This is a genomic window from Trabulsiella guamensis ATCC 49490, assembly GCF_000734965.1.
GTDB lineage: Bacteria > Pseudomonadota > Gammaproteobacteria > Enterobacterales > Enterobacteriaceae > Trabulsiella > Trabulsiella guamensis.
Genome location: NZ_JMTB01000043.1, coordinates 56,677 through 77,000 on the forward strand (window position 1 = coordinate 56,677; position 20,324 = coordinate 77,000).

Genomic DNA, 20,324 nt, shown 5'->3' on the forward strand with positions numbered 1-20,324 from the left:
TGGGCCGGCCAAATCATCCCGCCAGCATACCACACCGACGCGTCAGTCGGCGTCAATTTCCCAACCTTCCGCCTTCGTCGCAAACAGGAATGATGGCACATGCCCCAGTCGGACGCGGGTTGCCCCTTGCCAGCGCGCAAATTCACTGATGGCCTGAGTCAGCCCCTTTTCCAGCGAAGCGCTGACACGCACGCCATCTTCAAGATATAACGCAAAGATCTCCAGAACGCCCTCTTTGCGGTGCATTTTGCTGTCCATGCGACCCACCAGTTTACCCCGATGCAACAATGGCAGAACGAAATAGCCGTACTGGCGCTTAGGTGCCGGCGTGTAGCACTCCAGCCGGTAAGTAAACCCAAACAGTTGTTCTGCGCGCTTTCTGTCCCACACGACCGGGTCGAAAGGTGACAACACTGCACTGTGAGTGGCAGTGAGTTTACCGTCCACCGCGGCATCCAGATACGGCAATAAGTTGCTGTCGAGCCACATTTCACCAAGGGTTTCAACATTGACAGGCACGATACGTTTTTCGTCCAGCCAGCGGCTCAACAACGCCGGCAACGATGGTTGGCGCAAACGGTAATAATCGGCAAGCCACTGCGGGCGAAAAATCCCCAGACTACGGGCGCTGTTTTTTAGCATGAGCGCTTCTGCTTCGGGCCTCGCCAGCAGATCCCGTTCATCATCCCAGTGCGGCATCACCCGGTGCGTTAGATCATAAACGCGCTGAAAATTACGCCGCTCAATGACCATCACCTTCCCGGCAGTGAACAGCCCTTCCAGATGGCGCTTATGCGGTTTCCACTCCCACCAGCCGGATTCGCCTTTGCGCGGATGTTCGAAGTCCGCCGAACGCACCGGGCCGTCATCGGCTATATGAGCAATCAGCGCGTCTATTTCACTGGCGTGAGCGTCCATCCACGCTTTGTTATATTTCCAGCCCATGTTGTCCAGCGCCAGCATGCGATGGCGCACCAGCGAGAAATCACTGCGAGGCAGAAAACACGCCTCATGCGCCCAGTACTCCATGAGTTCTCCGCGGCGCAGCGCATCGTCAAGCCAGCTCTGTGGGTAATCGCCTAAGCGGCTGAATAGCACAAGGTAAGGGCTGCGAGCCACAACATTGATGGTGTCGATTTGCAGCAGAGACATGCGTTCAATGGTACTCAGCACGTCCTGAGGTTGTGCGCGGCGACGGGGTTTCTTGAGCAACCCTTGCGCGGCGAGGTGCAGATGTCGTGCAGCGGTAAGCGAAAGGTGCAATTCGGGCATAGCAGTCCCTCGTCAGAGCCGCAGACGATGTGCGGCGACATTACTGTCGTTGCGTCAGCGCCACCAGCGCCTGAAGCAACGGCTGAGCGCGGTCATCATCCAGACAGGCGTCGACCGGCAGATACCACCAGTTTTCCCGGGCAAACGCCCGGCATTTAACGGCATCTTTTTCCGTCATGATCAGTGTTTGCCCGGACTCCAGCAGCGCGTCCACCTCAGAGGCGACGAGCGCCTGATGATCGGCCAGTGCCACCGTTTTGACCGCTTTCACACCACAACTCTCCAGGGTGGCAAAAAAACGCGGAGGATGACCAATACCCGCCATTGCGACGACCTGCGTCAGTTCGCGAGGATCCCGTTGCTCGCCGGTCAGCAGGTTAATGGCTTTACCGGGACGCAGTTGCATAGCGATTTCACCGGCATGCGCAACACCGCCGTTGGTGATCACCGCATCAACGGTTTTCAGCCGTGAAGCGCGTTCGCGCATGGGTCCGGCGGGCAACCACCAGCCATTGCCAAAACGGCGGACGCCATCAATGACCACAATTTCCATATCACGCGCCAGACGGTAGTGCTGTAACCCGTCGTCGGTGATGATGAGCTGGAGATCGTGCTTTTCCAGCAGCGCGCTGACCGCATCGCGTCGCACTGGCGAAACCGCCACCGGCACGCCGGTACGCTGGAAAATCAACACTGGCTCATCACCCGCTTCGGCAGTGGAGGTATTTTCAGAAAGGAGCAAGGGATAGTGAGCCGCTTTGCCGCCATAACCGCGCGACACCACGCCAACGCGAATACCGCGCTGGTGGAGCTGTTCGACCAGCCAGATAACCACCGGCGTTTTGCCGTTGCCGCCTGCGGTCAGGTTGCCGACGATGACCACCGGTACCGGCGCGCGCCAGGATGTTTTCAGCCCCAGGCGGTAGCTCAGACGAATGAGCCCGCTCACCAGGCCGTAAAGCCAGGAGAGCGGTAACAACAGCCGCCAGAGCGGCGATTCGCCGGACCAGATGCGCGAAATCATTCGCCGAATTGCATCTTATGCAGTTGGGCGTAAACCCCCCGGTGAGCCAGCAGATCGGCATGGCTGCCGCGCTCAACAATTCGGCCATCTTCCACCACCACAATTTCATCGGCTTGTTCAATGGTGGAAAGACGGTGAGCGATAACCAGCGATGTACGGTTTTTCTGCAGCTCATCCAGCGCTGCCTGAATCGCGCGTTCTGATTCGGTATCCAGCGCAGAGGTGGCTTCATCGAGGATCAGGATCGGGCTGTCACGCAGCAGAGCACGGGCGATGGCAATACGCTGACGCTGCCCGCCGGAGAGCATCACCCCGTTTTCACCAATGATAGTGTCGAGGCCGTTATCCATTTTGTTGATAAAGTCCATTGCATACGCCATACGTGCGGCTTGTTCGATCTGCTCACGGCTGTACTCTTCGGTACGGGCGTAAGCGATATTATTGGCGACCGTATCGTTGAACAGATGCACATTCTGAGAAACCAGCGCGACCTGATCACGCAGGGAGGTCAGTTTGTATTCACGCAGATCATGCCCGTCGAGCAGGATTTCGCCTTCATCGATATCGTAAAAACGGGTGATAAGGCTGGCGATGGTTGATTTCCCTGAACCCGAACGCCCGACCAGAGCCACGGTTTTTCCTTGTGGAATGTTCAGGTTAATGTCACGCAACGCGGCTGTTTCGCGGCCTGGGTAGGTAAAGGAGACATTGCGAAACTCCACATTCCCCTCGGCACGATCAATCACGAGCGTCCCTTCATCTTTTTCCTGTTCGCTGTCGAGAATGGCAAACAGTGTCTGGCAGGCGGCCATCCCGCGCTGGAACTGTGCGTTGACGTTAGTCAGCGATTTCAGCGGGCGCATCAAAGCAATCATCGACGAGAACACAACGGTAATGGTACCGGCGGTCAGGGTTTCCATGACGCTCGGGAAGCTTGCGGCATAAAGAACGAACGCCAGCGCCAGCGAGGCGATGAGCTGGATGATCGGGTCGGAAATGGAAGAGGCAGAGACCATTTTCATTCCCTGCAGACGCATTTTATTACTGACCTTATCAAAGCGTTTGGTTTCGACTGCCTGACCACCAAACATCAGCACTTCTTTGTGCCCTTTCAGCATTTGTTCTGCGCTGGTCGTCACCTGGCCCATCGTATTCTGCATGTTTTTGCTGATATTACGAAAACGCTTAGAGACGACACGAATAGCGATAGACACAATCGGCGCCAGCACGATGAGGATCACCGACAACTGCCAGCTGTACCAGAACATCATCGCGAACAGGCCGATGATCGACGCGCCTTCACGCACGACGGTAATCAGCGCGCTGGACGATGACGACGCCACCTGTTCAGAGTCATAGGTGATGCGCGAAAGCAGTGTCCCGGTGGATTGCTTGTCGAAAAAGGAGACCGGCATGCCCATCATATGGCTGAAAAGACGACGACGCATGGTCATCACTACTTTTCCCGATACCCATGAGATGCAGTAGCTTGAGATATAGCTGGTTATGCCGCGAAGGATCATCAGCCCGATCACGACCAGTGGCATCCACAGCAGCACTGAGCGATCCGTTTTACCAAAACCATCATCCAGTAACGGTTTAAGAAGCGATAGCATGAAGGTATCGCTGGCTGCGTTGAGTATTAACGCAACACCCGCCACGATCAGCCCTGCTTTAAATGGCGCAATCATTGGCCAGAGTCGGCGGAAGGTCTGCCACGTGGAGAGATCTTTGTCGTTCTGCATTCAAAAAACCAGCTTATGTTGAAATAGCCGCATATTCTACCCGTTATCACGAGACACGCCAAACCACTGATGATACCAGCGAGGTAAAATTTGATCTCGTAAGCTACGGATTTGCCAGTTGTCGCGCTGAAACAGCACAGATAGCTGCCCCTGATGAGGCGTATCGAACCATTGATAACCCTGCTGGCGGTAACGCTTCACTATTTTTTCTGATGGTAATCGCCAGGCGTTATACCGGGAAGCCGAAGCCAGCGCCGCCTGCCCGCTAACTCGCTGCAACAATGCCATGCCTGACGAGGTACTGCTGCCATGATGAGGCACCTGAATAAGTGTAGACGTAAGATGCTGCCAGTAATGGCTGAGCATAGAAAATTCGGCTGATAATTCAATATCTCCGGTCAGTAAAACACTGTATTTACCATCGTCCACCCTGACAACACAGGAGCGGTTGTTCCCCTGCGTTTGTGTTCCCGGTAGCGGCCATAGCACGCGGAACGTCAGCCCTTCCCATTGCCAGCGGTCACCGCGAAAACAGGACTGATGACCGCCCCACCCCAGCGGACTGCGGATCCACGCATGCGGCCAGGCCCGGGTCAGTGAATCCAGTCCGCCGCGATGATCAAGATGTTCATGGCTGAGGATAATCCCTTCCGGTTGAAGGTGATGCCAGCGAAGCCAGGGAATGATGAGCTGTTGACCGCTGTCGCCTCCCGGCCACGCCAGCCCGGTGTCATACAGAATGGCTTTATTATGACGGTCGATCACCATCGCCAGTCCCTGCCCGACGTCCAGCATCGTCACTCGCCATTCATCCGTTTTTTTATGCGGCCAGAGTGGATACGTCAGCACAATAATCGTGGTCAGGCACAATGCAGGCGCAGATTTCCAGCCACGAAGTTTCCACATCACTAAGCCGGGCCACGGCGACAGGGTGACGGGCAGCCACCTTGCATCGAGATCCAGCCAGCCATCAGGTATACGAGCAAGAAAGCCAAACAGCAGCGCCAGCACGCGATCCGCCAGAAACCAGATACCCGTTTCGGCAACGACAGGCCCGATGATGTGCAATGCCATGCCGACAAGAATCAGTGGCACAACGGCAAAGGTGACGACAGGCACCGCCACCAGATTCGCCACTATCGAGCTTAAACTGATGCCGTGGAATAATGCCACCTGCAATGGCATTAGCAACAGCATTAACCCCAGTTGCAAATGCAACAGTCCCGCCATCCACCTGCTCCAGGGGGGTAGCATATGAGCAGAGAATGGCACCCACTGATACCAGAAAATGAGCGTAGCGACTGCGAAAGCAGACAGCCATAAACTCTGTGAAAGAACAGCCAGCGGATCCGCAAAAAGTATCGCGGCAATACAGCAACTCCAGATCGACCACGGTGACCAGTGCCGTCCACGCAGGCGTAAACCGTAGAGGATCGCCAGCGCGGCGATAGTGCGTAGCGCTGGAGGCTGTAACCCGCTAAACAGGGCATAACCGAGTGCGCAGCCGAACCCCGCCAGCAACGGCGCTCGCCAGTTGATGTAGCGGCACGGCAGAAAAAACTGCAAGGCGCGAACCAGCAGCCAGCCCAGCGAAGCGACCAGCGCGATATGTAAACCAGAAATAGCCATCAGATGCGACGTGCCGGTCTGTTGTAGCAGGCGTTTCACCTCCGCCGGAAGCGCCAGTCGCTCGCCGGCACCGAGCGCCAGAATAACGGGCTGCCACGGGAGATCCGCAAGACTTGCCGTTAACGACGCCAGGTAACGAGCGCGCCAGCTACATGATGCGCTCAACGCCGTCGCTGACAGGAAACGACCAGAGATCGCCGTATGCCGGGCAAGTGCCGTACGCTGGCTGTCGAACCCACCTTCATTGAGTTGCCCATGGACGGGCCGCATGCGGATAGTCATACTCCAGCGTTGCCCCGGACAGGCGGGTTGCGGCAAGTAGTTGCCATAGAACGAGACGGCGATAGCCGGGAATTGCCGCTTACCGTTCAGGCGGATAATTTTGCCGTGATGCGTGGTTTGCCCGTCAGTAGCAGTGAGGATGACGTCTGCCTGCTGATTTTTTCCGGTCAGGGCATTAACTGGCCATAGCGTCTGGTGTGCCGCCAGGCATCCCCAACAGAAGAACAGTAGCGTCAGTGCGACGGGCCTCACCCCTGTCGTGCGAAGAAAGAACAACAAGACAGCCAGAACAACGATGCCCTTTATCAACAGTAAATCCGGTAACCGGGGCAATACGACCAGCGGTAAGATCCCGGAAACAACACACCAGGCGACTTGTGGTAAACGCATCAGCACTCCTCTGTTTTTCACGAGTGTGACGCAGAACGGGAATGGGTGTCAGGATGTGGTTTTCGCCAATGCGGCGAGCACTGTAAGGAGATGGAGGCGTTGCATTAACACCACAACGATTTTGCGAGAAGGATTCCAGTACACCGGGAGGCGGCAATAAAAAAAGCACCCAAAGGTGCTTTTTCCAGCCGGGTTAACACTTAACTCAGCTGCTGTAAATATTGGCGCGGTCGCGTAATTCTTTACCCGGTTTAAAGTGTGGAACATATTTACCTTCCAGATCGACTTTATCACCTGTTTTAGGGTTACGCCCGGTGCGTGGTGCACGATAGTGTAAAGAGAAGCTGCCAAAACCGCGGATTTCAATGCGCTCACCCTGGGCCAGGGTCGTAGCCATGTGTTCCAGCATCTCTTTCACAGCATCTTCAACCGCTTTCGCAGGAATGTGAGATTGCTGGCTTGCAAGTCTTTCGATGAGCTCTGACTTGGTCATGATTCCTCCGGTTTCCTTTCAGGAAAGTTGGCTATCAGCTTAAACAAGGGCGGCCGTAGCCGCCCTTTGTTGTTGATTACAGGACGAAACCTGCAATCTGTCAAGTCTACTCATTAGACTTCAGGCGGTTACGCCCGAAGTTTCAGAGTAACTTACTCGCCTTTAGCTGCTTTGAAAGCTTCAGCCATTGCGTTAGAGAAGTTGCCTTCTTCCTGTTTGTTGTTAACAGAAGCAATAGCATCTTTCTCGTCAGCTTCGTCTTTCGCACGGACAGACAGGCTGATTGCGCGGTTCTTACGGTCAACACCGGTGAACTTAGCTTCAACGTCGTCGCCCACGTTCAGCACGAGGGTCGCATCTTCAACGCGGTCACGGGAAGCTTCAGAAGCACGCAGGTAACCTTCAACGCCGTCGGCCAGTTCTACGGTTGCGCCTTTCGCGTCAACTGCAGTCACTTTACCGTTTACGATGGCGCCTTTCTTGTTCAGTGCAACCCAGTTGTTGAACGGATCTTCTGCCAGCTGCTTAACGCCCAGGGAGATACGCTCACGCTCTGCGTCAACCTGCAGAACAACAGCAGCGATTTCGTCGCCTTTTTTGTATTCACGAACTGCTTCTTCGCCTGCAACGTTCCAGGAGATGTCAGACAGGTGAACCAGGCCGTCGATGCCGCCGTCCAGGCCGATGAAGATACCGAAGTCAGTGATAGACTTGATTTTACCTTCAACACGGTCGCCCTTATTGTGGGTTTCCGCGAACTGCTGCCACGGGTTAGATTTGCACTGCTTCAGACCCAGGGAGATACGACGACGTTCTTCGTCGATGTCCAGAACCATGACTTCCACAACATCGCCAACGTTAACAACTTTGGACGGGTGGATGTTTTTGTTGGTCCAGTCCATTTCGGAAACGTGAACCAGGCCTTCAACGCCTTCTTCGATTTCAACGAAGCAGCCGTAGTCGGTCAGGTTGGTCACACGACCAGTCAGTTTGGTACCTTCCGGGTAACGCTTAGCGATAGCTACCCACGGATCTTCGCCCAGCTGTTTCAGGCCGAGGGAAACACGGGTACGCTCGCGGTCGAACTTCAGCACTTTAACAGTGATTTCGTCGCCCACATTCACGATTTCGCTCGGATGCTTAACGCGTTTCCAGGCCATGTCAGTGATGTGCAGCAGGCCGTCAACGCCACCCAGATCAACGAATGCACCGTAGTCAGTGAGGTTCTTAACGATACCTTTAACTTCCATGCCTTCCTGCAGGTTTTCCAGCAGTTGATCGCGCTCTGCGCTGTTTTCAGATTCGATAACCGCACGGCGAGAAACAACAACGTTGTTGCGTTTCTGGTCCAGCTTGATCACTTTGAATTCAAGCTCTTTGCCTTCCAGGTGCAGGGTATCACGGACCGGACGTACGTCTACCAGGGAGCCCGGCAGGAACGCGCGAATACCGTTCAGCTCAACAGTGAAGCCACCCTTAACTTTGCCGTTGATAACACCGGTAACAGTTTCAGCGTCTTCGTAAGCTTTTTCCAGCGTGATCCAGGCTTCGTGACGTTTCGCTTTCTCACGGGACAGCAGAGTTTCACCGAAGCCGTCTTCTACTGCATCCAGAGCAACGTCAACTTCGTCACCGACCTGGATTTCCAGCTCGCCCTGGGCGTTTTTGAACTGCTCTGCCGGGATGGCGGATTCAGATTTCAGACCGGCATCAACCAGTACGACATCTTTATCGATAGCAACAACAACGCCGCGAACGATAGAACCCGGGCGGGTTTCGATTTCTTTTAAGGATTCTTCAAAAAGTTGAGCAAAAGATTCAGTCATGTTTAATCTTCAGGTTAATATTAACGTCCACCTGGCTTCATGCCGGATGGGGTTGTTTCACATACCCGCTAACATTCCATTGCTGCGGGGGTACTGCAAGAATTCTGAGGCGTCTCGCCGGTTATTCGGCGGAGGCCAGTTTTTGGCGCGCGTATTGTAACGCTTTTTCAATCACTTGCTCAATGCTTAATCGTGTGGAATCCAGCACTAAAGCATCGGCCGCAGGAACCAGAGGCGCCACCGCACGGTTGCGGTCACGGTCATCACGTTCCTTTATCTCTGCCAAAAGGCGCTCAAAGTTAACACTAAAGCCCTTCTCCTGCAACTGCAGCATACGGCGGTGCGCCCGCTCTTCCGATGACGCGTCAAGGAAAATTTTCACTGGCGCATCAGGGAAAACGACGGTTCCCATATCCCGACCATCAGCAATCAGACCCGGGGCTTCGCGAAACGCGCGCTGACGACGCAGCAACGCCTCACGTACACGGGGGAACGCAGCCACCTGCGACGCGGCGTTTGCCACTTCCTGTGTCCGAATTTCACCACTGACATCTTCACCTTCGAGGATCACTTCCAGAGTGCCGTCAGTTGAGACAAACCGGACATCCAGGTGCGCCGCCAGCGGGACCAACGCTTCTTCTGATGCCACGTCCACATGATGATGTAATGCCGCCAGTGCCAGCACGCGGTATATCGCGCCTGAATCTAACAGATGCCACTGCAATGCTTCCGCCATTGCCTTGCACAAGGTTCCTTTACCTGCACCGCTTGGCCCATCAATGGTGATTACCGGGGCAATTGCCGTCATCTTTTTCTCCTTCAGCAAGGCATAGTTACATAAACGCCGCGCATTATACTCGCCAAAGCACCAGACCGTTACTACTGCATGCAAAATGCAGACAACCGGTAGCGAATTGTATGAGAATTAAGCAAGTATAGTGGGCTGACGCCGCGTCAGCCCAAAAGATGACGAGTTTTACTTTTATTTATCTTCGGCAATGCGATCGCGAATATGCTGCGCGCGATCAGCAGAGGTGGGATGAGAATCCATCAGGGATTTAGCGCGTCCGGCATCCATGGTCGCGAATTTATCGAAGGCGCTGACTAACCCTTCGCGCTTAATGCCGCGTTTTTTCAGCAGATCATAAGAGAAGTCATCGGCATCGGATTCCTGGCTACGGGAAAAAGCTGAATTAATCACGCCTTCCGCTAAATCGCCCAGCTGCGATTGCGAAAGCTGTGCCGCCACGCCGCTGGTGGCGGAGACTGCATCACGGGCGGCGAGTGTGGCATACGCTGTTTGCATCGCTTTACGGGAATGCCCTAACGAAACGTGACCCAGTTCGTGACCGAGTACCCCTTCGATTTCGTTGTCGGTCATCATATCCATCAGGCCAGAATAGACGCGCACGCAGCCGTTAGCCATGGCCCAGGCGTTAATGTCGCGGGTCATATAGACCTTGTAGTTGACCGCGGTGCCGTCGATGTTATTGCCCAGCGCTTTGGCGATTTTTTTCAGTCGTTTCGAATATTTGCTGGAAGCGCCCGCCAGTTGGTTTTCGCTGTCCATCTGTTTGCAGCTGCTGTTGCTGAGCGATTTAACGTCTGCATCTGACAGCGTCATCGCGTTATAGGCAGACATACCTGAGCTGGCAATCAGATCACCGTTGACGCCATTTTTGCACCCTGCCAGCAGGACGGCGCCGAACGTGAGCGCCAGTGCGAGTTTTGTATTCTTCATATATATCATCCACTGATAACCATAATTAAAACATATAAATCAACAAGTTGAATCAGTGATAAAGATAACACCCGACGGAGAAGTGAAAAAGTTCAGAAGCAGACATGAAAACGCCGACCCATCGGTCGGCGCTAATGACGTGATTACGCCAGCGTACTGATGCGCGCCAGCTGGTCGAAATAGTCAGGGAAGGTTTTCGCGGTACATTTTGGATCGAGAATAGTGACCGGCGTATCGGACAACGCCACCAGCGAGAAACACATTGCCATGCGATGATCGTTATAGGTCGCAATCTCGGCGAAAGTCAGTTCAACCGGCGGCGTCACGCGAATATAATCTTCGCCCTCTTCCACTTCGGCCCCCACCTTGCGCAGCTCCGTTGCCATCGCATACAGACGATCCGTTTCCTTCACGCGCCAGTTATAGATGTTGCGCAGCGTTGTCGTACCGTTGGCAAACAGTGCCGTGGTAGCGATGGTCATTGCCGCATCCGGGATATGGTTCATGTCCATATCAATGGCATTCAGTTCGCCCCGGGTACAGAGGATGAAATCATCGCCCCAGGTAATGGTCGCGCCCATTTTTTCCAGAACGTCGGCAAAACGGATGTCGCCCTGCACGCTGTTGCGGCCAATGCCGGTGACTTTGACTGTTCCGCCTTTGATGGCGGCGGCGGCGAGGAAATAAGATGCCGAGGACGCATCGCCCTCCACCAGATACGCGCCCGGAGACTGATAATGCTGCGCACCGCGCACAACAAAGCGCTGATAGTTCTGGTTTTCAACCTCCACACCGAAGGTTTTCATCAGGTGCAGTGTGATATCGATGTACGGTTTCGAGACCAGATCGCCTTTAATAGTGATGGTTGTGTCCTGCGGTGCCAGCGGCGCGGCCATCAGCAATGCCGTCAAAAACTGGCTGGAAACGCTACCGTCAACCTCAACGTTACCGCCAGTAAAGCCCCCGCGCAGGCGCAACGGCGGGTAATTTTCTTGTTCGAGATAGTCAATCCCTGCCCCGCCCTGGCGAAGTGCATCAACCAGATGACCAATCGGGCGTTCTTTCATGCGCGGTTCACCGGTCAGCACCACCGCATCGTGGCGCCCCAGACACAGCGCGGCTGCCAGCGGGCGCATCGCCGTTCCGGCATTGCCGAGAAAGAGTTCCAGCGCGTGATCAGTTTGCAGCGGCCCGCCGTTACCGGTTACTTCGCAGCGGGTTCGGTCAGCAGAAAGCGTGTAATGAACTCCCAGCGCACTCAGCGCATTCAGCATGTGGCGCACGTCGTCGCTGTCCAGCAAATTGGTCAGCACGGTAGTGCCATTGGCTAATGCAGCCAGCAGCAAGGCGCGATTCGAAACACTCTTCGAACCAGGCAGATTGATGGTGCCATCCACCCGCGCGATGGGTTGTAACGTCAGGGATTCCATGAAACTCAACTCTCAAAAACAGGTCAATAAAAACCCCGCAGCGAAGCTACGGGGGTGAAAAGGCAGTCAGGTTAACCGCGACGACGTTCGAAATCCTGCATGAAGTCGGTCAGCGCTTTTACGCCTTCCAGCGGCATCGCGTTATAAATTGAGGCACGCATACCGCCCACAACACGGTGACCTTTCAGAGCATGAAGTCCTGCGGCAAACGACTCCTCAAGGAACAGTTTGTCGAGCGAACTGTCTGCGAGCTGGAACGGGATGTTCATGCGCGAACGGTTAGCGGGTGAAACGTCATTACGGTAAAAATCACTGCGATCAATGATGCTGTACAGCAGTTCCGCTTTTTGCTGGTTGATGCTGTTCATGGCCGCGACGCCGCCCTGCTTTTTCAGCCATTTAAATACCAGACCTGCCAGATACCAGGCAAAAGTCGGCGGCGTGTTGAACATCGAGTCGTTGTCGCTGAGCACGGTGTAGTCGAGAATCGACGGGCAGGCAGTCTGCGATTTACCGAGCAAATCTTCGCGAACGATCACCAGTGTCAGCCCTGCCGGGCCGATGTTTTTCTGCGCCCCCGCATAGATGGCGCCATAGCGGCTCACATCCAGCGGATGAGACAGAATAGAAGAAGAGAAATCCGCCGTGACGATGGCGTCGCCGAAATCCGGCGTTTCATGAATGGCGATGCCATCAATGGTTTCGTTAGGGCAATAATGCAGATAGGCAGCGTCATCGCTGAGTTGCCATTCGCGCATTGGCTTTACAGCGCGCAGGCCATCGACTGTCACTTTGGCATCAATGACATTCGGTGTGCAGTATTTCCTCGCTTCTTTGACGGCACTGGCCGCCCAGTAGCCTGCATCAACGTAGTCCGCGGTGGTTTTGTCACCCAGCAGGTTCAGCGGAATACCGGCAAACTGCCCGCGACCGCCACCGTGACAGAACAAAACTTTATAACTGGAGGGGATGTTCAGCAGATCGCGAAAATCCTTTTCTGCCTCTTCCGCGACCTGAATAAATTCTTTTCCGCGATGGCTGACTTCCATCACCGAGGTACCTAAACCTTGCCAGTCACACAGTTCCTGTTGCGCCTGTTTAAGTACCTCGGCCGGTAACATTGCCGGACCAGAACTAAAATTGTAGACCTGACTCATTTCCCCTCACCACGCTAATTTGCCATAAAAAATCCTGTGGATATCGGTTTTATCATTCAGTGACACGCGCCGCAATGGCTAATAACGGCCACAGGGGAAATGTGGACGGCTTCACACAACAGGATCGACCAGCCCGGCAGTAAAAAACCGACAAAATGGCTATCAGGTCACCCGAACAGCTTTACTCGCCTTCGACCATTCCGGGTGCCCGCAGCGAGGGCATACCAGCCTGTCGCCTGCCGCCATTTTCCGTACAGCGCTGCAACGTACACAGGCGTAGTCATTTTGTTCGGGCATGACGGTAAACCTCTCATTGCAGTGTTCCGGCAGAATCGTCAGTCCTTTTTTTACCTCATCGTCAGGGTAGTAATAAACACTGACCTGGCCGTTGGTTTCCATGATCGCCAGGCGAACCTGCCCCAGTTGCTCGACACCACGCAGCCGCAGTTCCATGAAGAACTCAAATTCGGTTAAATTTTCAGCGTTCAGTTTTTCCCACGCCAGTTGTCCGTTTTCAATGACCACCACCGGTTTCCCTTCGAGTAAATCCTCCAGTTTTTCGCTGCGCGACATCAGCCACATCACCAACCGGTACAGCAGTGCCAGAGAGACAAACACCACCAGCACTGGCAGCATCGGGACATCGTCATAAAACGCCACATCCCCCGCCGCCGACCCCAGTGTCAGGATGATCAGCACCTCAAAAAGCGACATCTGGCGCACGCCGCGTCGACCGGTGATCTTGAGGAAGATAAATACCAGTACGAAGGTGTAGACACTGCGTAATGCCACTTCCCACAAAAAGTCGAACGGCACTTTGTCCAGCGCCATGCGTTGCCAGTCAAATGCTTTCATTTTTTTCCTCGTTCCGTCTGTAATTGCTGTTAAGCGTAGCCTGGTTGTTTATTTTCGTCGGCAGCGCCGCGAAGATAGCGCCTGTCAGGCAAAACCCGTATCATTGCGCGCTTTACGTACGAACTAAGTGATCGCCATGACTCAAACATTTATTCCCGGCAAAGATGCCGCGCTGGAAGATTCCATCGCTCGCTTTCAGCAAAAACTGCTCGATCTGGGCTTTGATATCGAAGAGGCCTCGTGGCTGAATCCGGTACCGCACGTCTGGTCTGTGCACATTCGTGACAAAGAATGCGCCCTGTGTTTCACCAACGGCAAAGGGGCGACGAAAAAAGCCGCACTCGCATCCGCGCTCGGTGAATACTTCGAACGTCTTTCAACTAACTATTTCTTTGCCGACTTCTGGCTGGGCGAAACCCTTGCCAACGGGCCTTTCGTTCATTACCCCAACGAAAAATGGTTCCCGTTGACCGACGATGATGAGGTGCCGGAAGGTCTGCTGGACCCGCGTCTGCGCGCCTTTTACGATCCGGATAATCAGTTGACGGCCAGCATGCTGGTTGATCTGCAGTCGGGTAACGACGCGCGCGGCATCTGCGCCCTGCCGTTCACCCGCCAGTCCGATAAGCAGACGATTTATATCCCGATGAATATTGTCGGTAATCTGTACGTCTCTAACGGTATGTCCGCAGGAAATACCGCCGATGAAGCACGAGTTCAGGGGTTGTCTGAAGTTTTCGAACGCCATATCAAAAACCGAATTATTGCGGAAAGCATCAGCCTGCCGGAAATCCCCAAAGAGGTGATGGCACGCTATCCGGGTGTGGTGGAAGCCATCAATAAACTGGAAGCGGAAGGATTCCCGATCTTTGCTTATGATGGCTCGCTGGGTGGCAAATACCCGGTTATCTGCGTCGTACTGTTCAACCCGGCAAACGGTACTTGTTTCGCCTCGTTTGGCGCACATCCGGATTTTGGTGTTGCACTGGAACGTACTGTCACTGAACTGCTGCAGGGCCGCAGCCTGAAAGATCTCGACGTCTTCACGCCGCCAACCTTTGATGATGAAGAAGTCGCGGAACACGCCAACCTGGAAACACACTTCATCGATTCCAGCGGTCTGATCTCCTGGGATATGTTTAAACAGGATGCCGACTACCCGTTCGTTGACTGGAACTTCTCGGGTACAACACAGGAAGAGTTCGCCACGCTGATGGCTATTTTCCAGGCCGAAGATAAAGACGTGTATATCGCTGATTACGAACATCTGGGCGTTTATGCCTGCCGCATTCTGGTGCCAGGCATGTCTGATATCTATCCGGCAGAAGATCTGTGGCTGGCGAACAACAATATGGGCAGTCATCTGCGTGAAACCCTGCTGGCACTGCCTGGCAGTGAGTGGGAAAAAGAAGAATACCTGGCGTTGATTGAACAACTTGATGAAGAAGGTCACGACGACTTCACTCGCGTTCGTGAACTGCTCGGTCTGGCGACTGGTAAAGACAACGGCTGGTACACGCTGCGCATCGGCGAGCTGAAAGCAATGCTGGCACTGGCAGGCGGCGACCTGGAACAGGCGCTGATCTGGACTGAGTGGACGATGGAATTCAACGCCTCCATCTTTAGCCCTGAACGGGCGAATTACTACCGTTGCCTGCAAACCCTGCTGTTGCTGGCACAGGAAGAAGAACGTCAGCCGCTGCAGTACCTGAATGCCTTTGTACGGATGTATGGCGCAGATGCGGTAGAAGCGGCCAGCGCAGCGTTGAGTGGCGAAGCTCCCTTCTATGGTTTACAGCCGGTTGATGGCGATCTGCATGCCTTCCCGGCACATCAGACATTGCTGCATGCCTATGAGAAACTTCAGCGTGCCAAAGCTGCCTGGTGGGCTAAAGAGCATTAAAAAGATGCGTTATTGGTAGGCGTAGCGATTTCTCTGCTATATATTACGGGGCCTGGTTAAAGGCCCCATTTTTATTTTCAGGCTTATTATTATAAATGTGATAATAAAGTTAAATGCGGGTGAAATATATTTTTATCGCATCGTCTTTATTGTTAAATAAAATGAAATTTACCGCATTTTAATTAACCGTTTCAGCAAGGAGGTGAAGAAAAATTCAACTCTATTTGTAATTTTTAAAATTTATTTTTCTTTGGATAATCAAACAGTTACGCCGTATTTGCTGGAAATCCATGCGTTTTACGGGCCTATAAGCCAGGCGAGATATGATCTACATCAAATTCTCTTCTATAATGCTTTGTTAGTATCTCGTCGCCGACTTAATAAAGAGAGAGTTAGTGTGAAAGCTGACAACCCTTTTGATCTATTACTTCCTGCAGCAATGGCGAAAGTCGCTGAAGAAGCAGGTGTCTATAAAGCCACCAAACATCCGCTGAAAACCCTTTATCTGGCAATTACTGCGGGCGTATTCATCTCCATTGCGTTTGTCTTTTATATCACCGCGACGACTGGCACCGCCACGATGCCCTTTGGCATGGCCAAACTGATTGGGGGTATTTGCTTTTCACTCGGCCTGATTCTTTGCGTCATCTGCGGCGCTGATCTCTTCACCTCAACGGTGCTTATCGTTGTTGCAAAAGCAAGCGGAAAGATCACCTGGGGCCAACTGGCACTCAACTGGCTCAACGTTTATGTTGGTAATCTGATTGGCTGCCTGCTCTTTGTTCTGTTGATGTGGTTGTCCGGTGAATATATGGTCGCCAATGGCGGCTGGGGACTCAACGTTCTGCAAACCGCCGACCACAAAATGCACCATACTTTTATTGAAGCCGTTTGCCTGGGTATCCTGGCCAACCTGATGGTTTGCCTCGCGGTCTGGATGAGCTATTCCGGTCGCAGCCTGATGGATAAAGCCATGATTATGGTATTGCCCGTGGCGATGTTTGTTGCCAGCGGTTTCGAGCACAGCATTGCAAATATGTTTATGATCCCGATGGCTATCGTGATCAAACACTTTGGAAGCCCGGAGTTCTGGACCGCCATCGGTTCAACTCCTGACAGTTTTTCTCACCTGACTGTTATAAACTTCATCACTGATAACCTGATTCCGGTGACTATCGGTAACATTATTGGCGGGGGTTTGTTAGTCGGGTTGACATACTGGGTCATTTACCTGCGTGGTGACGATCATCATTGCTGATGGTTTTCTCAGGCAGTAAATAAAAAATCCACTTAAGAAGGTAGGTGTTACATGTCCGAGCTTAATGAAAAGTTAGCCACTGCGTGGGAAGGTTTCGCGAAAGGTGAATGGCAGAATGCCGTTAACGTCCGTGACTTTATCCAGAAAAACTACACCCCATATGAAGGTGATGAATCCTTCCTGGCCGGTGCCACCGACGCGACCACTAAACTGTGGGACAGCGTGATGGAAGGCGTTAAACTGGAAAACCGCACTCACGCGCCAGTTGATTTTGACACCTCTGTTGCTTCCACCATTACTTCTCACGACGCGGGTTACATCAACAAAGCGCTGGAGAAAATTGTTGGTCTGCAAACTGAAGCTCCACTGAAACGTGCAATCATCCCGTTCGGTGGTATCAAAATGGTTGAAGGTTCCTGCAAAGCGTACAACCGCGAACTGGACCCGATGCTGAAAAAAATCTTCACCGAATACCGCAAAACCCATAACCAGGGTGTATTCGATGTTTATACCAAAGACATCCTGAACTGCCGTAAATCCGGTGTTCTGACTGGTCTGCCGGATGCTTACGGTCGTGGCCGTATCATCGGTGACTATCGTCGTATCGCGCTGTACGGCATCGACTTCCTGATGAAAGACAAATACGCACAGTTCCTGTCTCTGCAGGACGAACTGGAAAGCGGTGAAAATCTGGAAGCGACTATCCGTCTGCGTGAAGAAATTGCTGAACAGCACCGTGCGCTGGGCCAGATCAAAGAAATGGCAGCGAAATACGGCTGCGATATCTCTGCACCAGCGACCAACGCTCAGGAAGCTATCCAGTGGACTTACTTCGGCTACCTGGCTGCCGTTAAGTCTCAGAACGGTGCGGCAATGTCCTTTGGCCGCGTGTCTACCTTCCTGGACGTGTTCATTGAACGTGACCTGAAAGCAGGCAAAATCACTGAAAAAGACGCTCAGGAAATGATTGACCACCTGGTCATGAAACTGCGTATGGTTCGTTTCCTGCGTACTCCTGAATATGATGAACTGTTCTCCGGCGACCCGATTTGGGCAACTGAATCTATCGGCGGTATGGGCGTTGACGGCCGTACGCTGGTCACCAAAAACAGCTTCCGTTTCCTGAACACCCTGTACACCATGGGGCCGTCTCCGGAGCCGAACATCACTGTTCTGTGGTCTGAAAAACTGCCGCTAAACTTCAAAAAATTCGCCGCAAAAGTGTCCATCGATACCTCTTCTCTGCAGTATGAGAACGATGACCTGATGCGTCCGGACTTCAACAACGACGACTACGCTATCGCATGCTGCGTAAGCCCGATGATCGTTGGTAAGCAAATGCAGTTCTTCGGTGCGCGCGCAAACCTCGCGAAAACCATGCTGTACGCTATCAACGGCGGCGTTGATGAAAAACTGAAAATGCAGGTTGGTCCGAAATCTGAACCGATCAAAGGTGATGTCCTGAACTTCGACGAAGTGATGGAACGCATGGATCACTTCATGGACTGGCTGGCTAAACAGTACGTCACTGCGCTGAACATCATTCACTACATGCATGACAAGTACAGCTACGAAGCCTCTCTGATGGCACTGCACGACCGTGACGTTATCCGCACCATGGCGTGTGGTATCGCCGGTCTGTCTGTAGCGGCTGACTCCCTGTCTGCTATCAAATATGCGAAAGTTAAACCGATTCGTGACGAAGACGGTCTGGCTATCGACTTCGCTATCGAAGGCGAATACCCGCAGTTTGGTAACAACGATGCTCGCGTGGATGACCTGGCGGTTGACCTGGTAGAACGTTTCATGAAGAAAATTCAGAAACTGCATACCTACCGCAACGCTATTCCGACGCAGTCTGTTCTGACCATTACCTCTAACGTTGTGTATGGTAAGAAAACCGGTAACACCCCGGATGGCCGCCGCGCTGGCGCTCCGTTCGGACCGGGTGCTAACCCGATGCACGGCCGTGATCAGAAAGGTGCGGTTGCCTCTCTGACCTCTGTTGCAAAACTGCCGTTCGCTTACGCTAAAGATGGTATTTCTTACACCTTCTCTATCGTTCCGAACGCACTGGGTAAAGATGACGACGTTCGTAAAACCAACCTGGCTGGTCTGATGGATGGTTACTTCCATCACGAAGCGTCCATCGAAGGTGGTCAGCACCTGAACGTGAACGTCATGAACCGTGAAATGCTGCTTGATGCGATGGAACACCCGGAAAAATATCCGCAGCTGACCATTCGTGTATCTGGTTACGCAGTACGTTTTAACTCCCTGACGAAAGAACAGCAGCAGGACGTTATCACTCGTACCTTCACTCAGACCATGTAATCGGTTTTGACTGAAAACAGGTTTTAAAAAGAGTACAATAAAGGCTCCACGCAAGTGGGGCCTTTTTAACAACTCTCTCCTGCCCCAGCCTGCTTTGCCAGCCATCTATACTATGGGTATCTGTCAAAACAGACTTAACACAGCCGGTTTTGAGCTGTGAATACACTGGCCCTGGATGGGCCACATCTGGAGAAAACACCGCAATGTCAGTAACTGGTCGCATTCACTCCTTCGAATCCTGTGGCACTGTTGATGGCCCCGGCATCCGCTTTATCACCTTCTTTCAGGGCTGCCTGATGCGCTGCCTCTATTGTCACAATCGCGATACCTGGGATACCCATGGCGGTAAAGAAATCACCGTCGATGAATTGATGAAAGAGGTGGTAACCTATCGCCACTTTATGAATGCCTCCGGCGGCGGCGTAACAGCATCTGGCGGTGAAGCCATTTTGCAGGCCGAATTCGTGCGTGACTGGTTCCGTGCCTGTAAAAAAGAAGGCATCCATACCTGCCTCGACACCAACGGCTTTGTGCGCCGTTACGATCCGGTCATTGATGAACTACTGGAAGTGACCGATCTTGTAATGCTTGACCTCAAACAGATGAATGATGAGATCCACCAGAATCTGGTGGGGGTATCCAACCATCGTACGCTCGATTTCGCGAAATACATTTCCGCCAAAGGGATAAATACCTGGATCCGCTACGTGGTCGTGCCGGGCTGGTCAGATGACGACGACTCCGCCCATCGACTCGGTGAATTTACCCGTGACATGGGCAACGTCGAAAAAATCGAACTGCTGCCGTATCACGAACTGGGTAAACACAAATGGGTGGCGATGGGTGAAGAGTATAAGCTGGATGGTGTCAAACCACCGAAGAAAGAGACCATGGAGCGCGTTAAGGGCATCCTGGAGCAGTATGGTCACAAAGTGATGTACTGACACTATCAGAGCAGCAAAAAGCCCCGTCCTCCGGGGCTTTT

Annotated in this window: 15 protein-coding genes; 4 read left to right on the top strand and 11 right to left on the bottom strand. The window is 53.2% G+C overall.

Going from position 1 to position 20,324, the window contains the following annotated elements; translation table 11 throughout:
- Positions 1-42 precede the first annotated feature (42 nt).
- The 11 genes from GTGU_RS05210 to GTGU_RS05260 all read right to left on the bottom strand — a co-directional run bounded on the left by GTGU_RS05210 (position 43) and on the right by GTGU_RS05260 (position 13,844).
- Positions 43-1,272 (bottom strand): winged helix-turn-helix domain-containing protein, encoded by a 1,230-nt coding sequence (locus tag GTGU_RS05210; RefSeq protein ID WP_038154684.1) that lies wholly within the window; start codon positions 1,270-1,272, stop codon positions 43-45.
- Positions 1,273-1,312: 40 nt separating this feature from the next.
- Positions 1,313-2,296 (bottom strand): tetraacyldisaccharide 4'-kinase, encoded by a 984-nt coding sequence (lpxK, locus tag GTGU_RS05215; protein WP_038154686.1) that lies wholly within the window; start codon positions 2,294-2,296, stop codon positions 1,313-1,315.
- On the bottom strand, positions 2,293-4,041 hold the full coding sequence (gene msbA, locus GTGU_RS05220) for a lipid A ABC transporter ATP-binding protein/permease MsbA (RefSeq protein ID WP_038154687.1): 1,749 nt from the start codon (positions 4,039-4,041) through the stop codon (positions 2,293-2,295). Before msbA ends, lpxK begins: the two co-directional genes overlap by 4 nt.
- A 36-nt stretch (positions 4,042-4,077) precedes the next feature.
- The gene (locus GTGU_RS05225; protein WP_038154688.1) at positions 4,078-6,342 is read right to left on the bottom strand and encodes a ComEC family protein; all 2,265 of its coding nucleotides are present in this window, start codon (positions 6,340-6,342) and stop codon (positions 4,078-4,080) included.
- Between the two features lie 205 nt (positions 6,343-6,547).
- Positions 6,548-6,835, bottom strand: coding sequence for an integration host factor subunit beta (ihfB, locus tag GTGU_RS05230; RefSeq protein ID WP_038154689.1), 288 nt, complete (start codon positions 6,833-6,835; stop codon positions 6,548-6,550).
- A 152-nt stretch (positions 6,836-6,987) separates the two neighbouring features.
- A complete protein-coding gene (gene rpsA / locus GTGU_RS05235) occupies positions 6,988-8,661 on the bottom strand; it encodes a 30S ribosomal protein S1 (RefSeq protein WP_038154692.1) in 1,674 nt (557 codons plus the stop codon).
- Between the two features lie 121 nt (positions 8,662-8,782).
- Positions 8,783-9,469, bottom strand: coding sequence for a (d)CMP kinase (gene cmk / locus GTGU_RS05240; RefSeq protein ID WP_038154693.1), 687 nt, complete (start codon positions 9,467-9,469; stop codon positions 8,783-8,785).
- Positions 9,470-9,643: 174 nt separating this feature from the next.
- On the bottom strand, positions 9,644-10,402 hold the full coding sequence (gene loiP, locus GTGU_RS05245; protein ID WP_038154695.1) for a metalloprotease LoiP: 759 nt from the start codon (positions 10,400-10,402) through the stop codon (positions 9,644-9,646).
- Positions 10,403-10,545: 143 nt separating this feature from the next.
- Positions 10,546-11,832: a 3-phosphoshikimate 1-carboxyvinyltransferase gene (gene aroA / locus GTGU_RS05250; RefSeq protein ID WP_038154697.1), complete on the bottom strand. Its 1,287-nt coding sequence runs from the start codon at positions 11,830-11,832 to the stop codon at positions 10,546-10,548.
- Between the two features lie 71 nt (positions 11,833-11,903).
- Positions 11,904-12,989, bottom strand: coding sequence for a 3-phosphoserine/phosphohydroxythreonine transaminase (gene serC, locus GTGU_RS05255; RefSeq protein ID WP_038154699.1), 1,086 nt, complete (start codon positions 12,987-12,989; stop codon positions 11,904-11,906).
- Positions 12,990-13,151: 162 nt separating this feature from the next.
- On the bottom strand, positions 13,152-13,844 hold the full coding sequence (locus GTGU_RS05260) for a YetF domain-containing protein (protein ID WP_038154701.1): 693 nt from the start codon (positions 13,842-13,844) through the stop codon (positions 13,152-13,154).
- A gap of 136 nt (positions 13,845-13,980) precedes the next feature.
- Between GTGU_RS05260 and ycaO the strand changes: the two genes are divergently transcribed.
- From ycaO to pflA, 4 genes are all read left to right on the top strand, one after another.
- Positions 13,981-15,747 (top strand): 30S ribosomal protein S12 methylthiotransferase accessory factor YcaO, encoded by a 1,767-nt coding sequence (gene ycaO, locus GTGU_RS05265; RefSeq protein ID WP_038154703.1) that lies wholly within the window; start codon positions 13,981-13,983, stop codon positions 15,745-15,747.
- Positions 15,748-16,144: 397 nt separating this feature from the next.
- The gene (gene focA / locus GTGU_RS05270; RefSeq protein WP_038154705.1) at positions 16,145-17,005 is read left to right on the top strand and encodes a formate transporter FocA; all 861 of its coding nucleotides are present in this window, start codon (positions 16,145-16,147) and stop codon (positions 17,003-17,005) included.
- Positions 17,006-17,056: 51 nt separating this feature from the next.
- Positions 17,057-19,339, top strand: coding sequence for a formate C-acetyltransferase (pflB, locus tag GTGU_RS05275; protein WP_038154707.1), 2,283 nt, complete (start codon positions 17,057-17,059; stop codon positions 19,337-19,339).
- A 203-nt stretch (positions 19,340-19,542) separates the two neighbouring features.
- A complete protein-coding gene (gene pflA / locus GTGU_RS05280; protein ID WP_038154709.1) occupies positions 19,543-20,283 on the top strand; it encodes a pyruvate formate lyase 1-activating protein in 741 nt (246 codons plus the stop codon).
- The last annotated feature ends 41 nt before the right edge of the window (positions 20,284-20,324 follow it).

What these genes read in the sequence shown, in the direction of transcription:
- serC (WP_038154699.1), bottom strand. Translation starts at nt 12,989, where the DNA reads ATGAGTCAGGTCTACAATTTTAGTTCTGGTCCGGCAATGTTACCGGCC.
- loiP (WP_038154695.1), bottom strand. Translation starts at nt 10,402, where the DNA reads ATGAAGAATACAAAACTCGCACTGGCGCTCACGTTCGGCGCCGTCCTG.
- rpsA (WP_038154692.1), bottom strand. Translation starts at nt 8,661, where the DNA reads ATGACTGAATCTTTTGCTCAACTTTTTGAAGAATCCTTAAAAGAAATC.
- GTGU_RS05225 (WP_038154688.1), bottom strand. Translation starts at nt 6,342, where the DNA reads ATGCGTTTACCACAAGTCGCCTGGTGTGTTGTTTCCGGGATCTTACCG.
- GTGU_RS05260 (WP_038154701.1), bottom strand. Translation starts at nt 13,844, where the DNA reads ATGAAAGCATTTGACTGGCAACGCATGGCGCTGGACAAAGTGCCGTTC.
- GTGU_RS05210 (WP_038154684.1), bottom strand. Translation starts at nt 1,272, where the DNA reads ATGCCCGAATTGCACCTTTCGCTTACCGCTGCACGACATCTGCACCTC.
- msbA (WP_038154687.1), bottom strand. Translation starts at nt 4,041, where the DNA reads ATGCAGAACGACAAAGATCTCTCCACGTGGCAGACCTTCCGCCGACTC.
- ihfB (WP_038154689.1), bottom strand. Translation starts at nt 6,835, where the DNA reads ATGACCAAGTCAGAGCTCATCGAAAGACTTGCAAGCCAGCAATCTCAC.
- cmk (WP_038154693.1), bottom strand. Translation starts at nt 9,469, where the DNA reads ATGACGGCAATTGCCCCGGTAATCACCATTGATGGGCCAAGCGGTGCA.
- lpxK (WP_038154686.1), bottom strand. Translation starts at nt 2,296, where the DNA reads ATGATTTCGCGCATCTGGTCCGGCGAATCGCCGCTCTGGCGGCTGTTG.
- pflA (WP_038154709.1), top strand. Translation starts at nt 19,543, where the DNA reads ATGTCAGTAACTGGTCGCATTCACTCCTTCGAATCCTGTGGCACTGTT.
- pflB (WP_038154707.1), top strand. Translation starts at nt 17,057, where the DNA reads ATGTCCGAGCTTAATGAAAAGTTAGCCACTGCGTGGGAAGGTTTCGCG.
- aroA (WP_038154697.1), bottom strand. Translation starts at nt 11,832, where the DNA reads ATGGAATCCCTGACGTTACAACCCATCGCGCGGGTGGATGGCACCATC.
- ycaO (WP_038154703.1), top strand. Translation starts at nt 13,981, where the DNA reads ATGACTCAAACATTTATTCCCGGCAAAGATGCCGCGCTGGAAGATTCC.